Source organism: Streptomyces rubellomurinus (assembly GCF_000961885.1).
GTDB lineage: Bacteria > Actinomycetota > Actinomycetes > Streptomycetales > Streptomycetaceae > Kitasatospora > Kitasatospora rubellomurina.
Genome location: NZ_JZKH01000141.1, coordinates 1 through 13,821, shown reverse-complemented (window position 1 = coordinate 13,821; position 13,821 = coordinate 1). Strand labels below are relative to the sequence as shown.

At 74.5% G+C, this 13,821-nt stretch carries 9 protein-coding genes; 8 read left to right on the top strand and 1 reads right to left on the bottom strand.

What is annotated here, in order from left to right; genetic code table 11:
* Positions 1–227: 227 nt before the first annotated feature.
* From VM95_RS35480 to VM95_RS43925, 3 genes are all read left to right on the top strand, one after another.
* Positions 228–1,568 (top strand): MFS transporter, encoded by a 1,341-nt coding sequence (locus VM95_RS35480; RefSeq protein ID WP_244179082.1) that lies wholly within the window; start codon positions 228–230, stop codon positions 1,566–1,568.
* Between the two features lie 134 nt (positions 1,569–1,702).
* On the top strand, positions 1,703–2,356 hold the full coding sequence (locus tag VM95_RS39450; protein ID WP_052707775.1) for an LppU/SCO3897 family protein: 654 nt from the start codon (positions 1,703–1,705) through the stop codon (positions 2,354–2,356).
* A gap of 34 nt (positions 2,357–2,390) precedes the next feature.
* A complete protein-coding gene (locus tag VM95_RS43925; protein WP_157882282.1) occupies positions 2,391–3,440 on the top strand; it encodes an LppU/SCO3897 family protein in 1,050 nt (349 codons plus the stop codon).
* A gap of 88 nt (positions 3,441–3,528) precedes the next feature.
* Here the strand turns inward: VM95_RS43925 and VM95_RS35465 are convergent, their stop codons facing one another.
* Positions 3,529–4,956 (bottom strand): CCA tRNA nucleotidyltransferase, encoded by a 1,428-nt coding sequence (locus tag VM95_RS35465; RefSeq protein WP_045704944.1) that lies wholly within the window; start codon positions 4,954–4,956, stop codon positions 3,529–3,531.
* A 344-nt stretch (positions 4,957–5,300) separates the two neighbouring features.
* Here VM95_RS35465 and VM95_RS35460 point away from each other — a divergent pair, with 344 nt between their 5' ends.
* The 5 genes from VM95_RS35460 to VM95_RS35440 all read left to right on the top strand — a co-directional run.
* A complete protein-coding gene (locus tag VM95_RS35460) occupies positions 5,301–7,781 on the top strand; it encodes a DUF6049 family protein (RefSeq protein ID WP_052707773.1) in 2,481 nt (826 codons plus the stop codon).
* A 57-nt stretch (positions 7,782–7,838) separates the two neighbouring features.
* The gene (gene murJ, locus VM95_RS35455; RefSeq protein WP_052707772.1) at positions 7,839–10,355 is read left to right on the top strand and encodes a murein biosynthesis integral membrane protein MurJ; all 2,517 of its coding nucleotides are present in this window, start codon (positions 7,839–7,841) and stop codon (positions 10,353–10,355) included.
* 295 nt (positions 10,356–10,650) lie between these two features.
* Positions 10,651–12,681, top strand: a complete 2,031-nt coding sequence (locus VM95_RS35450) for a protein kinase family protein (protein ID WP_052707771.1) — start codon at positions 10,651–10,653, stop codon at positions 12,679–12,681.
* A complete protein-coding gene (gene sigM, locus VM95_RS35445; RefSeq protein ID WP_078861057.1) occupies positions 12,629–13,441 on the top strand; it encodes an RNA polymerase sigma factor SigM in 813 nt (270 codons plus the stop codon). The genes VM95_RS35450 and sigM overlap by 53 nt, the downstream gene beginning before the upstream one ends.
* On the top strand, positions 13,438–13,821 hold a 384-nt coding region (locus VM95_RS35440; protein ID WP_045704935.1), incomplete at its 3' end, for a cupin domain-containing protein. The genes sigM and VM95_RS35440, both read left to right, overlap by 4 nt.

Genomic DNA, 13,821 nt, shown 5'->3' with positions numbered 1-13,821 from the left:
GCGAGGTTCGCGACTGTCGAGGGCTGAGCGCTGAGCGCAGCGAGGTTCGCGACTGTCGAGGGCTGAGCGCTGAGCGCAGCGAGGTTCGCGACTGTCGAGCGCTGAGCGCTGAGCTGACGGCTCTAGCGTGACCGAAGGGCTCACGATCTCCGGATCGTGAGCCCTTCACCTTTTCCCTGCCGATGTTTCACGTGAAACAGCGCGGGGTTCCGTGGCACCCTGGGCGGGTGGCGATCACCGAGAACGGCAGCACCCACCAGTCCGCGCACCGCGCCACGCTCGCCGACCTGCTCCGGGGACGCGACTTCCGGCGGCTGCTGACCGCCCGGGTGCTCTCCCAGCTCTCGGACGGGGTCTTCCAGGTCTCGCTCGCCGCCTACGTGGTGTTCTCCCCGGAGAAGCAGTCCTCCCCCGCCGACATCGCCTCGGTGCTGGCCGTGATGCTGCTGCCGTTCTCGGTGATCGGCCCGTTCGCCGGGGTGCTGCTGGACCGCTGGCGCCGCCGCCAGGTGCTCTACGTCGGCAACCTGGCCCGCTTCGGGCTGGGCCTGGGCACCGCCGCGCTGCTCCTGGCCGAGGCGCCGACCTGGCTGTTCTTCGCCTCCGCGCTGCTGGTGACGGCGCTCAACCGGTTCATCCTGGCCGGCCTGTCCGCCGCCCTGCCCCGGGTGGTCGAGCAGGAGCAGCTGGTCACCGCCAACGCGCTCTCCCCCACCCTGGGGACCGTCGCCGCCGCCTCCGGCGGGGGCCTGGGCTTCCTGCTGCACCAGGTGATGACCCCCGGGCCGCGCGCGGACGCCGCGCTGGTCACGGTGGCCGCGCTGCTCTACCTCTCGGCCGCGCTCGCCGCCCGCCGGATGGACCGCGACCTGCTCGGCCCCGAGCAGCACGGCGACCGCCCGGGGCTCGGCCAGGCGCTGGGACGGGCCGCCGCCGAACTCGGCGCGGCCGTGCGCCACCTGGTGCGGGACTGCCGGCCCGCCGTGCACGCGCTGGCCGCCGTCACCGCGGCCCGGTTCTGCTACGGCGTGCTGATCGTGGTCGTGGTGATGCTCGCCCGGTACACCTTCAACGACCCGACCGACAGCGCGGCCGGCCTCGCCACCCTCGGCCAGGCGGTCGGCCTGTCCGCCGCCGGGTTCTTCGCCGCCGCGGTGGTCAGCCCCTGGTGCACCCGCCGGCTGGGCCTGGCCGGGTGGATGACGGCCTGCCTGGTGGCACCGGTGGTCTTCGTGCCAGCGCTGGGCCTGAGCTTCACCGTGGTGCCCTGCCTGATCGCGGCCCTGCTGCTCGGGGTGGTCACCCAGGGCACCAAGATCTGCGCCGACACGGTGGTGCAGGAGTCGGTCGAGGACGAGTACCGCGGCCGGGTCTTCGCCGTCTACGACGTGCTGTTCAACGTGGCCTTCGTGGCCGCCGCCCTGGTCACCGCGCTGGTGCTGCCGCTGTCCGGCCGCTCGGTCGCGGTGGTGGTCGGGGTCGCCGCGGTGTACGCGCTCACCGCCGTCCTCTACCTGCGCGCCGCCCGCCGACGCCCGCCGACCGGAACGGGCCCGGCCGGCCACTGACCCGGTGGCGCGGTGACGCCGCACCCCGACCGGCCGGAAAACCGGCGGGACCTCGGGACAAATGGCGTCGGACCGACTCGCTAAGGTACTCAGACCTGTCGGAGCGACAGCACTCGGTCTCGGGGGACGAACTGATGAGCACACCGCCCAGCCCGTACGGGCCGCCGCCCGGGTACGCGCCGCCGTCGCCCGTGCCGCCGCAGCCGGCCCCGCCCGGCCCGCCCGGCTTCGGGCCGCCGCCGGCCTACGGCCCGCCCGCCGGGTACGGCCCGCCCGCCGGGTACGGGCAACCCGCCCAGCCGTACGGCCAGCCCGCCCACGGGCAGCCCGGCTACGGCCAGCCGGCCCAGCCGTACGGCCAGCAGCCGCCGCCCGGCTACCCGGCACCGGCTCCCGCCGCTCCTCCCGCCGCTCCCCCCGCCAAGCGCGGCCGCACCAAGCTGCGGCTCTTCGGCGCGCTGGGCGGCTGCGCCGTGCTCGGCGTCGCCTACTTCGTGGCCGGCCCCAGCGTCAGCAGCGCCAAACCCGGCGACTGCGTGCACGTGGGCGGCGGCCGCGTCGAGAAAGTCGTCAAGTGCTCTGATTCCAGCGCCAATTACCGCGTAGTGTCGAAGTTCGAGAACACCGGCGACGTCAACCGCTGCCGGCAGACGTCGCAGACCAGCTTCGCCGTCTCCGGCAAGAGCGGCCGCCGCTGGAACAAGAAGCGGTACGTGCTCTGCCTCGGCCCGATGACTCCCGCCGCACCCGGCACCGGCACCGGCAAACCGCCGGTGCAGTCGTCCTGAACCCTTCGTCACCACCGCTCTCCTGGGGGACCCCTTGTCCGTTCCGCCGCCGCAGATGCCGTACGGCGCGCCGCCGCCGCCCGACGGCAACCCGTACTCCGCCGGAAACCCCTACGGCGCCCCGCCGCCCCCGCCCGTGGGCCAGCCCGGGTACGGCTACCCGAGCGCCCCGCCGCCGCCCCAGCCGCCGTACGGCGCCCAGCCGCCCGGCGGCTACGACTACGGCGGCGGCTACGGAGGGGCCGGCGGCTACGGCGGCGACGGTTACGGCTACCCGCCGATGGACGGCCCCGCCTGCCGCTTCTGCGGCGGCATGCCGGCCGTGGAGACCACCGTGCGCGGCCACCAGGGCCTGATCCTGGCCTACCGGATGCTGCGGATGTCCGGCCCGTTCTGCCGCACCTGCGGGACGGCGACGGTGCGCGACATGTCCTCCCGCACCCTGGTGCAGGGCTGGTGGAGCCCGGTGTCGGTGGTCATGGCGCCGATCACCCTGCTGATGAACCTGTTCTCCAACAGCAAGATCAACAAGCTGCCGCCGCCCGCCCCGGGCACCCACGGCCCGCAGCTCGACCCGGGCGTGCCGCTCGGCCGCCGGCCGAGCATCGCGATGCTGATCCTGCCGGTCTCGCTGGTCGTCACGGTGGTGCTGGCCGCCACCGGCGCGCTCGGCCCGACTGGCAAGGACAACCCCGCGCCGTTCGCGGTGACGACGCCGACCACGACGCCGTTCACCTTCACCCCGAAGCCGCTGCCCTCGCCGACCTGGACGTACACCCCGCCGCCGCTGCCGACCTTCACCCCGACCCCGACCCCGACGCCCAAGGACAGCGTGGACGACGCCAAGGTCGGCGACTGCCTGCGCAACGAGAACGGCACCAGCGAGACCACCGACACCCACCCGAAGGTCACGATGCTGCCCTGCAGCGACCCGAAGGCCCAGTACAAGGTGGTCTACAAGTACCCGGCCACCTCCGACGAGAAGGTCTGCGAGAAGCAGTCGAAGGCGGACAGCTGGTACACCAGCAAGCACCCCAACTGGCCGGCCCTGGACTACGTGCTCTGCCTCAAGCAGATCAGCTGAGGCCGACCGCACCGACGAACGCGACGAGGGGGTGGCCCGGCCGAGTGCCGGGGCCACCCCCTCGTCGTGTCCCGGCGCCCCGGGTCCGTCAGCCCTGCTGCTGGCCGGCCCACCACTCGCGCAGCGCGGCGACCGCCGCGTCGTGCTCCATCGGGCCGTGCTCCAGGCGCAGTTCGAGCATGTGCTTGTACGCCTTGCCGACCATCGGGCCGGGCTTCAGGGCGAGCAGCTCCATGATCTGGTTGCCGTCCAGCGCCGGGCGGACGGCGTCCAGCTCCTCCTGCTCCTTCAGCTCGGCGATCCGGTGCTCCAGCCCGTCGTAGGTGCGCGACAGCGTCGCGGCCTTCTTCTTGTTGCGGGTGGTGCAGTCCGAGCGGGTCAGCTTGTGCAGGCGCTCCAGCAGCGGGCCGGCGTCGGTGACGTAGCGGCGCACCGCCGAGTCGGTCCACTCTCCGCCGCCGTAGCCGTGGAAGCGCAGGTGCAGCTCGACGAGGCGCGAGACGTCCTCGGTGAGCTCCTTGGAGTACTTGAGCTCGCGCATCCGCTTGCGGGTCATCTTCGCGCCGACCACCTCGTGGTGGTGGAAGGAGACCCGGCCGTCCGACTCGAAGCGGCGGGTGCGCGGCTTGCCGATGTCGTGCAGCAGCGCGGCCAGCCGCAGGGTGAGGTCCGGGCCGTCCTGCTCCAGGTCGATGGCCTGCTCCAGGACGGTCAGCGAGTGCTCGTAGACGTCCTTGTGCCGGTGGTGCTCGTCGCGCTCCAGCTGCAGCGCGGGCAGCTCGGGCAGCACGAACCCGGCCAGCCCGGTGTCGACCAGCAGCCGCAGGCCCTTCACCGGGTACCGGGACAGCAGCAGCTTGTTCAGCTCCGCCTGGATCCGCTCGGCCGAGACGATGGTGATCCGCTCGGCCATCGCCGTCATCGCGGCGACCACCTCGGGCGCCGGGTCGAAGTCCAGCTGGGCGGCGAAGCGGGCGGCGCGCATCATCCGCAGCGGGTCGTCGGAGAAGGACTCCTCGGGGGTGGCGGGGGTGCGCAGCACCCGGGCCTCCAGGTCGTCCAGGCCGTGGTGCGGGTCGACGAAGCCGCGGCCGGGCAGGTCGACGGCCATCGCGTTGACCGTGAAGTCGCGGCGGACCAGGTCCTCCTCGATGGTGTCGCCGTAGCTGACCTCGGGCTTGCGGGAGGTGCGGTCGTACGCCTCGGAGCGGTAGGTCGTGATCTCGATCAGGAAGGACCCCTCGGGGGTGTCCTTGCGGGCGCCCACGGTGCCGAAGGCGATGCCGACGTCCCAGACCGCGTCGGCCCAGCCCTTGACCAGCTTGAGCACCTGCTGCGGGCGGGCGTCGGTGGTGAAGTCCAGGTCGTTGCCGAGCCGGCCGAGCAGCGCGTCCCGCACCGAGCCGCCGACCAGCGCCAGCCGGTGCCCGGCTGCCTGGAACCGGCGGGCGATCTCGTCGGCCACCGGTGAGACCCGCAGCAGCTCTTGCAGCCCCAGCGTCTGGGCCTCGCTCAGGCCTGGGACGACCTGGACGGCGGTGCTGGAACGGTCGGTGCGCGCGGTGGGCTCATTGGCAGTGGACACGGCTCACAAGGGTACGTGCCCCGGCAGGTCAACCGCCCGCGCGTTTCCAGCGTCTCACCCCACAGCCCGCAACACTGCGTGCCGGGCTGCATCGTTACCATGCCGGTGGACGAGTCTCGGACACCGGACAGGGGATGCGGTGTCACGCGTCGCCACGGCCGGCGGAACCTCCCGGCAGCAGCGCGGCGGAGAGCGTCGAGTGAATCACGCCGGGCGGGCAGCGCCGGGCGACCAGCATCAGCAGCGAGCGATCGAGAACGGCGAGGGCGGAACGAGTGAGCGAGCCGGCACGGCACTCGGGCCTGGGGGCGCACCGACAGCCTGGACGGGCCGAGCGCCCTGCCGAACGAACCGGCCGGGGGCGGCGCGCCGCCCGCCGCCTCGCCGCCGCCTGTGCGGCCGCCGCGACCCTGTTCACGGCCGCCCCGGCCGTGGCGCTGACCGCCGGCGGCGACGTCCGGCAGGCCTCCGACAGCGGCGCCTCCGCCGAGTACCCGGTGGTGATGACCATCGAGACGATGACTCCGCAGGTGGCCGCGCCGAACGGCACCGTGACGATCACCGGGCACGTCACCAACGCGGGCAAGTCGGTCCTCAAGGGCGCCCACGCGGCCGTCCGCAAGCCGTACAGCGGCAAGCCGCTGCAGCGGCGCGGCGACCTGGCCATGGTGGCCGGCCGCGGCACGCCGATGGAGCGGGACGGCGCCGAGCTGGAGAGCCCCCAGTACGCCCTGCCCGAGCTGGGCCCGGGCCAGAGCCAGCAGTACACCCTGGGCGTCGCGGTGAGCGACCTCGGGCTGTCCGAGAGCGGCGTGTACGAGCTCGCCGTGGACGCCTGGGGCTCGACCGGCGACAACTCCCGGGACCGGCCGCTGGGCATCGCCCGCACCTTCCTGCCGTACAACCCGGGCGGCGTCGAGGCGCAGCCGACGAAGGTCACCACGCTCTGGCCGCTGACGCACGCGCCGGTGCTGGCCGCGCAGACGTACGCCGAGAACGACCAGACCGTCCCGGTGCTGCGCAACGACAGCCTGGCCGCCGAGTTCGCCCCGGGCGGGCGGCTGTACGAGCTGGTCGACACCGGCGCCAAGCTGCCCGGGCTGACCTGGATGATCGATCCGGACCTGCTGGACACCGCCTTCGCGATGACCAACAAGTCGTACCGGGTGCAGAAGCCCGGCACCGAGTCGGTCGGCAAGCCGGCCCGGGACGACAACACCGTCCAGGGCACCGGCTCGGCCGCCGCCACCGCGTGGCTGGAGAAGCTGCGGGCCGCCGTCGGCAAGAACGGCGCCCAGGTGGTCTCGCTGCCGTACGCCGACCCGGACCTCGCCTCGATCGCGCACAACGGCGCCGACCTGGCCGGGATGGGCACCGCGCTGAACAAGGCGGCCACCGCCGGCCGGCTGACCGTCGAGGGCCGGCTCGGCATCGACACCCGCTCGGACGTCGCCTGGCCGTACCAGGGCCACCTCGACCAGCAGATCGCCGGCATCGCCCAGCAGGCCGGCAGCAGCCTGCTGCTGGTCGACGGCACGAGCATGCCGGACCCGGACTCCGTCCCGTACACCCCGACCGCGGTGCGCCCGATCGGCAACGGGCAGAGCGCCGTCGTCGCCGACGACACCGTCTCCGCGCTGTTCCAGGGCGACCTCGAGGACCCGCAGGCACAGACCCGGTCCACCCAGCGCTTCCTCGCCGAGACCCTCGCGATCACCCACGAGCAGCCGCAGAACCAGCGCGGCCTGCTGGTCATGCCGCCGCGCGAGCTGTCGGTCGGCACCGCCAAGGTGCTGGCGAACGCCCTGCAGCAGGCGTCCGGCAAGTGGCTGGCCCCGGTCCGGCTGGACGAGCTGGCCCAGGCCACGCCCGACCCGAAGGCCAACACCGCCGTCCCGGCGGCCACCGACTACCCCACCCAGACCCGGGCCACCGAGCTGCCGGCCGCCGACCTGAGCACCACCGACGGGATCCAGCACGACCTGGACACCCTGATGCGGGTGCTCACCCTGCCGCAGCGGGTGCGCGGCCCGTTCAGCGCCGCGATGGTCCGCTCGCTGTCCACCGAGTGGCGCACCGACGCACCGGCCGGGAACACCTACCGCGACGGCGTCAAGAAGTACCTGAAGGACCTCACCAACGCCGTCCAGGTGCCGAAGAAGACCGTGGTCACGCTGGCCGGGAACACCGGCCAGCTGCAGGTCAGCGTGCGCAACGGCCTCACCCAGACGGTCACCAACCTGAAGCTGGTGCTCACCTCGGCCCAGCCGAACCGGCTGCGGCTGGGCAAGGAGGAGGAGCTGGTCCTCCCCGCCTCGCAGAGCGTCACCCTCCGGTTCAACGCCGAGGCGCGCAACAACGGCCCGGTCACCGTGACCGCCCAGCTGATGACCACCGGCCCGAACCCGCAGCCGTACGGCGACCCGCAGACCTTCACCGTGGAGGTCACCTCGGTGACCAACGGCGTGCTGTACGTCTTCGCGGGCGCCGGCGTCCTGCTGCTGCTGGCCGCGCTGCGGTTCGTCCGCCAGCGCAAGCGGCGCGGCGGGCAGCCGCACGAGGACGGCGACCAGCCGGTCGACGACGACCCGGCGGCGGGCGGGGCGGCCGGGCCGACCGGGAACCACGGCCCCGACCAGGACCGCGACCAGGACGGCGACGACGGCGGCGAGGACCGCGCCCCCGCGCAGACACCGCGCGACAGCGGCGCCGATGGCCGGGATCGGACGGCCGGTGATGAGAAGGTTGGTCCTTGATACCGCCGACCGCCCGCGACGCCGGGCCGGCCTCCCCCACGACAGCGAAGAGGTGACATGACCGGGCGCAGCGAGGAGCGGCCGCCGGGCCGCGCCGAGAGCCGGCCGGGCGCCGAGTCGCCCTCCGGCGACTGGTACGTGGCCGACACCTACGCCCAGGACCCGTACGCGGCCGAGGCGTACGGGAGCCCGCCGGACGGTCAGGACCCCTACGGCCTGCGGGCCGGCCAGCCGGCCGCGCCGCAGCAGCCGGCCACCGCGTACGACGTGCCGCCGCAGCTGCCCCCGCAGGGCGGCGGCTACCCGACGCCGGTGCCGCCGACGCCCTACCGGGCCGCGGCCCCGTTCTCGCCCCCGGTGCCGCCGGTGCAGCCCGGCTGGGACGCCCCGGCGCAGCCCGGCTGGCAGCAGGAGCAGGCCCCGGTCGGCGACGGCGCGTGGGGCGGCCCCGAGCGGCCGCGGGGGCCGTGGGAGCCCGGGCCGGCGCACTCGGCCTGGGACACCGAGACCACCGAGTACGTCGGGGTGGACGCGCTGTTCGGCGGCCACCCGCCCCAGGCCGCCGCGCAGCCGCCGGCACCGCAGCCGGCCCCGGCCCAGCCGATGGCCCCGGCGGCCCCGCCCGCCGGACCGGCGCCGTACCCGGCCGCCCCACCCGCGCCACTCCCGCCGATGGGCGGGCATCCGGGGCAGCCGCCGATGGGCGGGCATCCGGCGCAGCCGCCGCACGGCGGCCCGAACGCGCAGCACCCCTTCGTGCCGCCGATCGAGTTCGACCCGCCGCTCTCCGAGGAGGAGGCCACCATGCAGGTGGCCGCCGTCGCGGTGCCCCCGGCGGTCGAGCCGCTGGCGGACCTCGCCGAGGAGCGCGCCGCCGAGCGCGCCGCCGGGCCGCCGCCCGCCGCCGAGCCCGCCGCGGCCTCCGGCGGCGGCAAGGTCGCGTCCCTGCTGAACTCCAGCGCGATCATGGCGGCCGGCACGCTGGTCTCCCGCGGCACCGGTTTCGTCCGGACCATGGTGATCACCGCGGCCATCGGCGTCAGCGTGATGGGTGACTCGTACAACTCGGCGAACACCCTGCCGACCCTGCTGTACATCCTGATCGGCGGCGGCGCGCTGAACGCGGTCTTCGTGCCGCAGCTGGTGCGCAGCATGAAGAACGACGAGGACGGCGGCACCGCCTACGCGAACCGGCTGCTCACCCTGGTGATGGTCGGGCTCGCGGGCGTGGTCTTCCTGGCCGTGCTCGGGGCGCCGGTGCTGGTCCAGCTGATCGCGCACGACATGATGTCGACCCCGGAGCGGGCCGACACGACGGTGGCGATGGCCCGGTACTGCCTGCCGACCATCTTCTTCATGGGCATCCACGTGGTGATGGGCCAGGTCCTCAACGCCCGGGGCCGGTTCGGCGCGATGATGTGGACCCCGGTCCTGAACAACATCGTGGTGATCTTCACCTTCGGTGCGTACATCTGGGTGTTCGGCGGCTTCGGCAGCACCCAGGTCACCCCCGAGACCATCTCGCCCGAGGGCGTCCGGCTGCTCGGCATCGGCACCCTGATCGGCCTGGTCGTCCAGTCGCTGGCGATGATCCCGTACCTGCGGGCGGCCGACTTCCGCTTCCGGCCGCGTTTCGACTGGCGCGGCCACGGCCTCGGCAAGGCCGCCCGGCTGGCGAAGTGGACCTTCTTCTTCGTGCTCGCCAACCAGGCCGGCTACCTGGTGATCACCCAGCTGTCCACCAAGGCCGGTGACGCCGCCGCGGCGGCCGGGCACGGCGGTGTCGGTCTGGCCGCGTTCTCCAACGCGCTGCTGATCTGGCAGCTCCCGCAGGCCGTGATCACCGTGTCGATCATGAGCGCGGTGCTCCCCCGGCTGTCCCGCGCGGCGGCCGACGAGGACGCCGGCGCGGTCCGCGACGACATCTCCTACGGCCTGCGCACCACCGCCGTGGCGGTCGTCCCGGCCGCGTTCCTGTTCCTGGCGCTCGGCCCGGCGATCGGCCGTTCGATCTACGCGGTCGGCGGCAACGCGACCGTCCTGAACGCCGCCACCAACGTCGGCCTGATGCTCTCCGCCTTCGCGCTGGGCCTGATCCCTTACTCGGCCCAGTACGTGATGCTGCGTGGCTTCTACGCCTACGAGGACACCCGGACGCCGTTCACCAACACCGTCTGGGTCGCGGTCTGCCAGGCCGGCTTCGCCCTGCTGTGCTGGGTGCTGCTGCCCGCCGAGTGGACGGTGATCGGGATCGCGTTCGGCTACGGCCTGGCCTACGCCGTCGGGGTGACGGTGGCCCTGCCGAAGCTGAAGAAGAAGATCGGCGGGCTGGACAGCAAGCGGATCGGCCGGACGTACAGCCGGCTGGCGGCCGCCTGCGTCCCGGCCGCCGTGGTCGGCCTCGGCGTCAGCCTGGGGATCCAGCAGGTGCTCGGCGGCTGGCCGGGCAGCGTGCTCTCGGTCGTCCTGGGCGGCGGCCTCCAGCTGCTGGTCTTCGCGTTCATCGCGAAGCGCCTGCGGATCGAGGAGCTGAACGCCATGCTGGGCATGGTCCGCGGCCGCCTGGGCCGCTGACCGCCGTACCGACCGGCCGGACGAGCGGGCGCCCTTGACCGGGCGTCAACCGGAGCGAACAGCTCCTCCGCCCGTCCGGCCGAGTGCTGTGCCGCCGCCCCCGACCCGGGCGCCGTGACGGCCCGGTGTCGGTTCTGCACCACATCTCTCCACCGGTACGCAACCGAGCGGCCCCCTCAGCGGTCGTACCCGGTGGAGAAGAGTGGGCACAATTGTCCTGGAGCACCGGGACACCGACCCGCGCGCTCCAGCGACTCTCTCAGGCCGGGGCGACACAAGGGGAGGCAGGACCACGGTGGCTGATGGCACCAAGGCGGTCGTCGACACGTCAGCAGCTGACGAGGCGGCGGACGAGGCCGCACTGGCCGCGGCGATCGACGAGCTCGACGAGGGCGGGAAGACCACCCCGGGCGCCGCCGACGCAGCCTCCCCGGACGACGCCTCGCCCGCCCCCGGGAACGCTTCCCCGAAGACCGGTGCGAAGCGCGCCGGCGGGAAGAGCGCCGGCGACAAGGGCGCCGCCGGCAAGGGCGCCGCCGGCAAGGGCGCCGCAAGCGCCGCGGCCGCCGGGCCGGAGGCCGGCACCGGCGAGGAGACCGCGGAGATCACCGCCCCGCTCTCGGCACGGGAGATCGCCGCCGAACTGGCCGCCGGCTCCCCCCGGAAGAAGCCCGCCGGCACCGCCCCGGCCGCCGAGCGCCGCCGCCCCACCGACCCGCAGCCCACCCTCGACCCGCGCGACACCGCCACCCTCCCGCGCACCCTCCCCGCCCCGCTGCGGCACAGCGGCGACAAGATCGGCCACCGGTACCGGCTGGAGGAGTGCATCTCCCAGACCGAGACCTTCAGCAGCTGGCGCGCCGTCGACGAGAAGCTCCGCCGGGCCGTGGGCGTCCACCTGATGGCCTCCGGCCACCAGCGGGCCCGCAAGGTGCTGGCCGCCGCCAAGTCCGCCGCCCTGCTCGGCGACCCGCGCTTCGTCCAGGTGCTGGACGCCGTGCAGGAGGGCGAGCTGGCCTACGTCGTCCGGGAGTGGCTGCCGCACGCCTCCGACCTCGCCCGGCTGCTCGCGAACGGCCCGATGGAGCCGCACGAGGCGTACCAGATGGTCCGCCAGGTCACCGACGCGGTGGCCGCCGCCCACCGGCGCGGCCAGGCCCACCTGCGGCTCACCCCGCGCTGCGTGCTGCGCACCGACAGCGGCCAGTACCGGATCAACGGCATCGCCGTCGACGCCGCGCTGCGCGGCCTGCCCACCGACGACACCGCCGAGGACGCCCAGCGCGCCGACACCCGGGCGATCGGCGCCCTGCTGTTCGCCGCGCTCACCCACCGCTGGCCCTACCCCGAGGACCGCTACGACCTGAAGGGCCTGCCCAAGGGCCTGCAGAACGCCGCGCCGGACCAGATCCGCGCCGGGGTCCACAAGGGCCTGTCCGAACTGGCCGCGCGCGCCCTGTTCGACCACCCGCCGCACCACGCCGAGCCGATCACCACCCCGGAGGAACTCGCCCGGGAGATCGGCCGGATGCCGCGCATCCGCCAGCCCGAGCCGGAGCTGCCCGCCTTCCCGGCCCCGCCCCGGCACAACACCCACGCACTGCCCACCGCGCCCAACCCCACCCGGGTCGCCGACCCGGCGGTCGCCCCGCTGCCCGCCTCCTCCCGCCCGACCAGCACCCGCCGCACCAAGCGGCGGCTGCGACGGGCCGTCAAGGCCACGGCCTGGACGGTCGCCCTGGGCGCCATCGGCGTCGCCTCCTGGCAGTTCGTCGACCACCTGCGCAACAACGGGCAGGCCGTCGCCGCCCCGCAGTCCTCGACCAGCAGCTCCGCGCCGACCGCCGCCAAGGCCACCGCCCACACCCCGGTGCCGATCCAGCCGAAGGCCGCCCTCTCGTACAACCCGAAGGGCGACTCGTCCTCCGCCTACCTCCTCCCCAAGACCATCGACGGCGACCCCGGCACGGACTGGCCGACCTTCGGGTACGACGACCAGCTCGCCCCGGGCGGCTTCCGGGACGGCACCGGCCTGCTGGTCGACCTCGGCACGCCGCAGTCCGTCAGCTCGGTGAGCGTCCAGTTCGTCGGCACCACCACGGCCGAACTGCGCGTTCCCACCGCCCAGGCGGGGGACAACCCGGAGAAGGCGCCGCTGACCGCCTACACCGTCGCCGGGGGCGGCAAGAAGAGCGGCCCCAGCGTCGACTACACCCTCGACAGCCCGATCACCACGCGTTACGTCTTGATCTGGCTGACCGCTTTGCCGAAGGATGGCGACGGAAAGTTCCGCGGCCACGTCGCCGAGGTCAAGGTCTTCGGCTGACGGACGGTCCGCGCCTACGGAGGATCAAGGGGGTCGAAGGGTGGCGGACGACGACGACGCGACGCTGCTCGCCCGGCACGTCGCCGGCGACCCGGAGGCCTTCGGGCTGCTGGTGAACCGGCACCGCGACCGGCTCTGGGCCGTCGCCCTGCGGACCCTCGGCGACCGCGAGGAGGCCGCCGACGCCCTCCAGGACGCCCTGGTCTCCGCCTTCCGCGCCGCCGCCGGCTTCCAGGGCCGCTCGGCGGTCACCACCTGGCTCCACCGGATCGTGGTCAACGCCTGCCTGGACCGCGCCCGGCGCGGCGCCACCCGCCGCACCACCCCGCTGGACGACGACCCGCAGCGGCTGGACACCCTGGTCGGCGCGGCCGAGCCGGCCGACTCCCCGGTGGTCCGGGCCGAGGTGCGGCGCGAGCTGACCGCGGCGCTCGCCGAGCTGCCGGCCGAGCAGCGGGCCGCCCTGGTCCTGGTCGACATGCAGGGCTACCCGGTCGCCGAGGCCGCCGAGCTGCTGGGCGTCCCGGTCGGCACCGTCAAGAGCCGCTGCGCCCGCGGCCGGGCCCGGCTGCTGCCGCTGGTGCGGCACCTGCGCGAACCGGCGGACCCGGGCGGCCCGGGCGACGGATCGGATGTTCCACGTGGAACACCGCCGGCGCGATCCGGTGCCCGGGGGAACCCGACCGGCCCCCGCACCGTCACAGGGACAGGCCCGAACGCCGGCCGGACGATTCTGGAAGGAGACGCGAGTCCGCGATGAGCGCCCCCCTCTCCTCCCCCGAACCCGCCGGGGCCCACCCGTCGATCGACGAGCTGGCCGACCTGGCCGAGGGCCTGGTCGAGCCCGCCGAGGCCGCCGAGGCGCTGCGCCGGCACCTGGACGGCTGCGCCGAGTGCCGCGAGACCGTCGAGGCGCTGACCGAGGTCCAGGCGCTGCTCGGTGACGTCGAGACCCCGCCGATGCCCGCCGACGTCGCCGCCCGGCTGGACGCCGCACTGGCGGCGGCAGCCGCCGAACCCGCCCCCCGTGCCCCCACCGAGGCCCGGACGGCCCCCCAGGAGGCCCCCGCCGCGGAGCCCCGGGCCATCACCCCGACACCCGCCCGGACCGCCTCCTCGGCGCCGCCCGCCGCCCCGCCG

What these genes read in the sequence shown, in the direction of transcription:
- VM95_RS39450 (WP_052707775.1), top strand. Translation starts at nt 1,703, where the DNA reads ATGAGCACACCGCCCAGCCCGTACGGGCCGCCGCCCGGGTACGCGCCG.
- murJ (WP_052707772.1), top strand. Translation starts at nt 7,839, where the DNA reads ATGACCGGGCGCAGCGAGGAGCGGCCGCCGGGCCGCGCCGAGAGCCGG.
- sigM (WP_078861057.1), top strand. Translation starts at nt 12,629, where the DNA reads ATGGCGACGGAAAGTTCCGCGGCCACGTCGCCGAGGTCAAGGTCTTCG.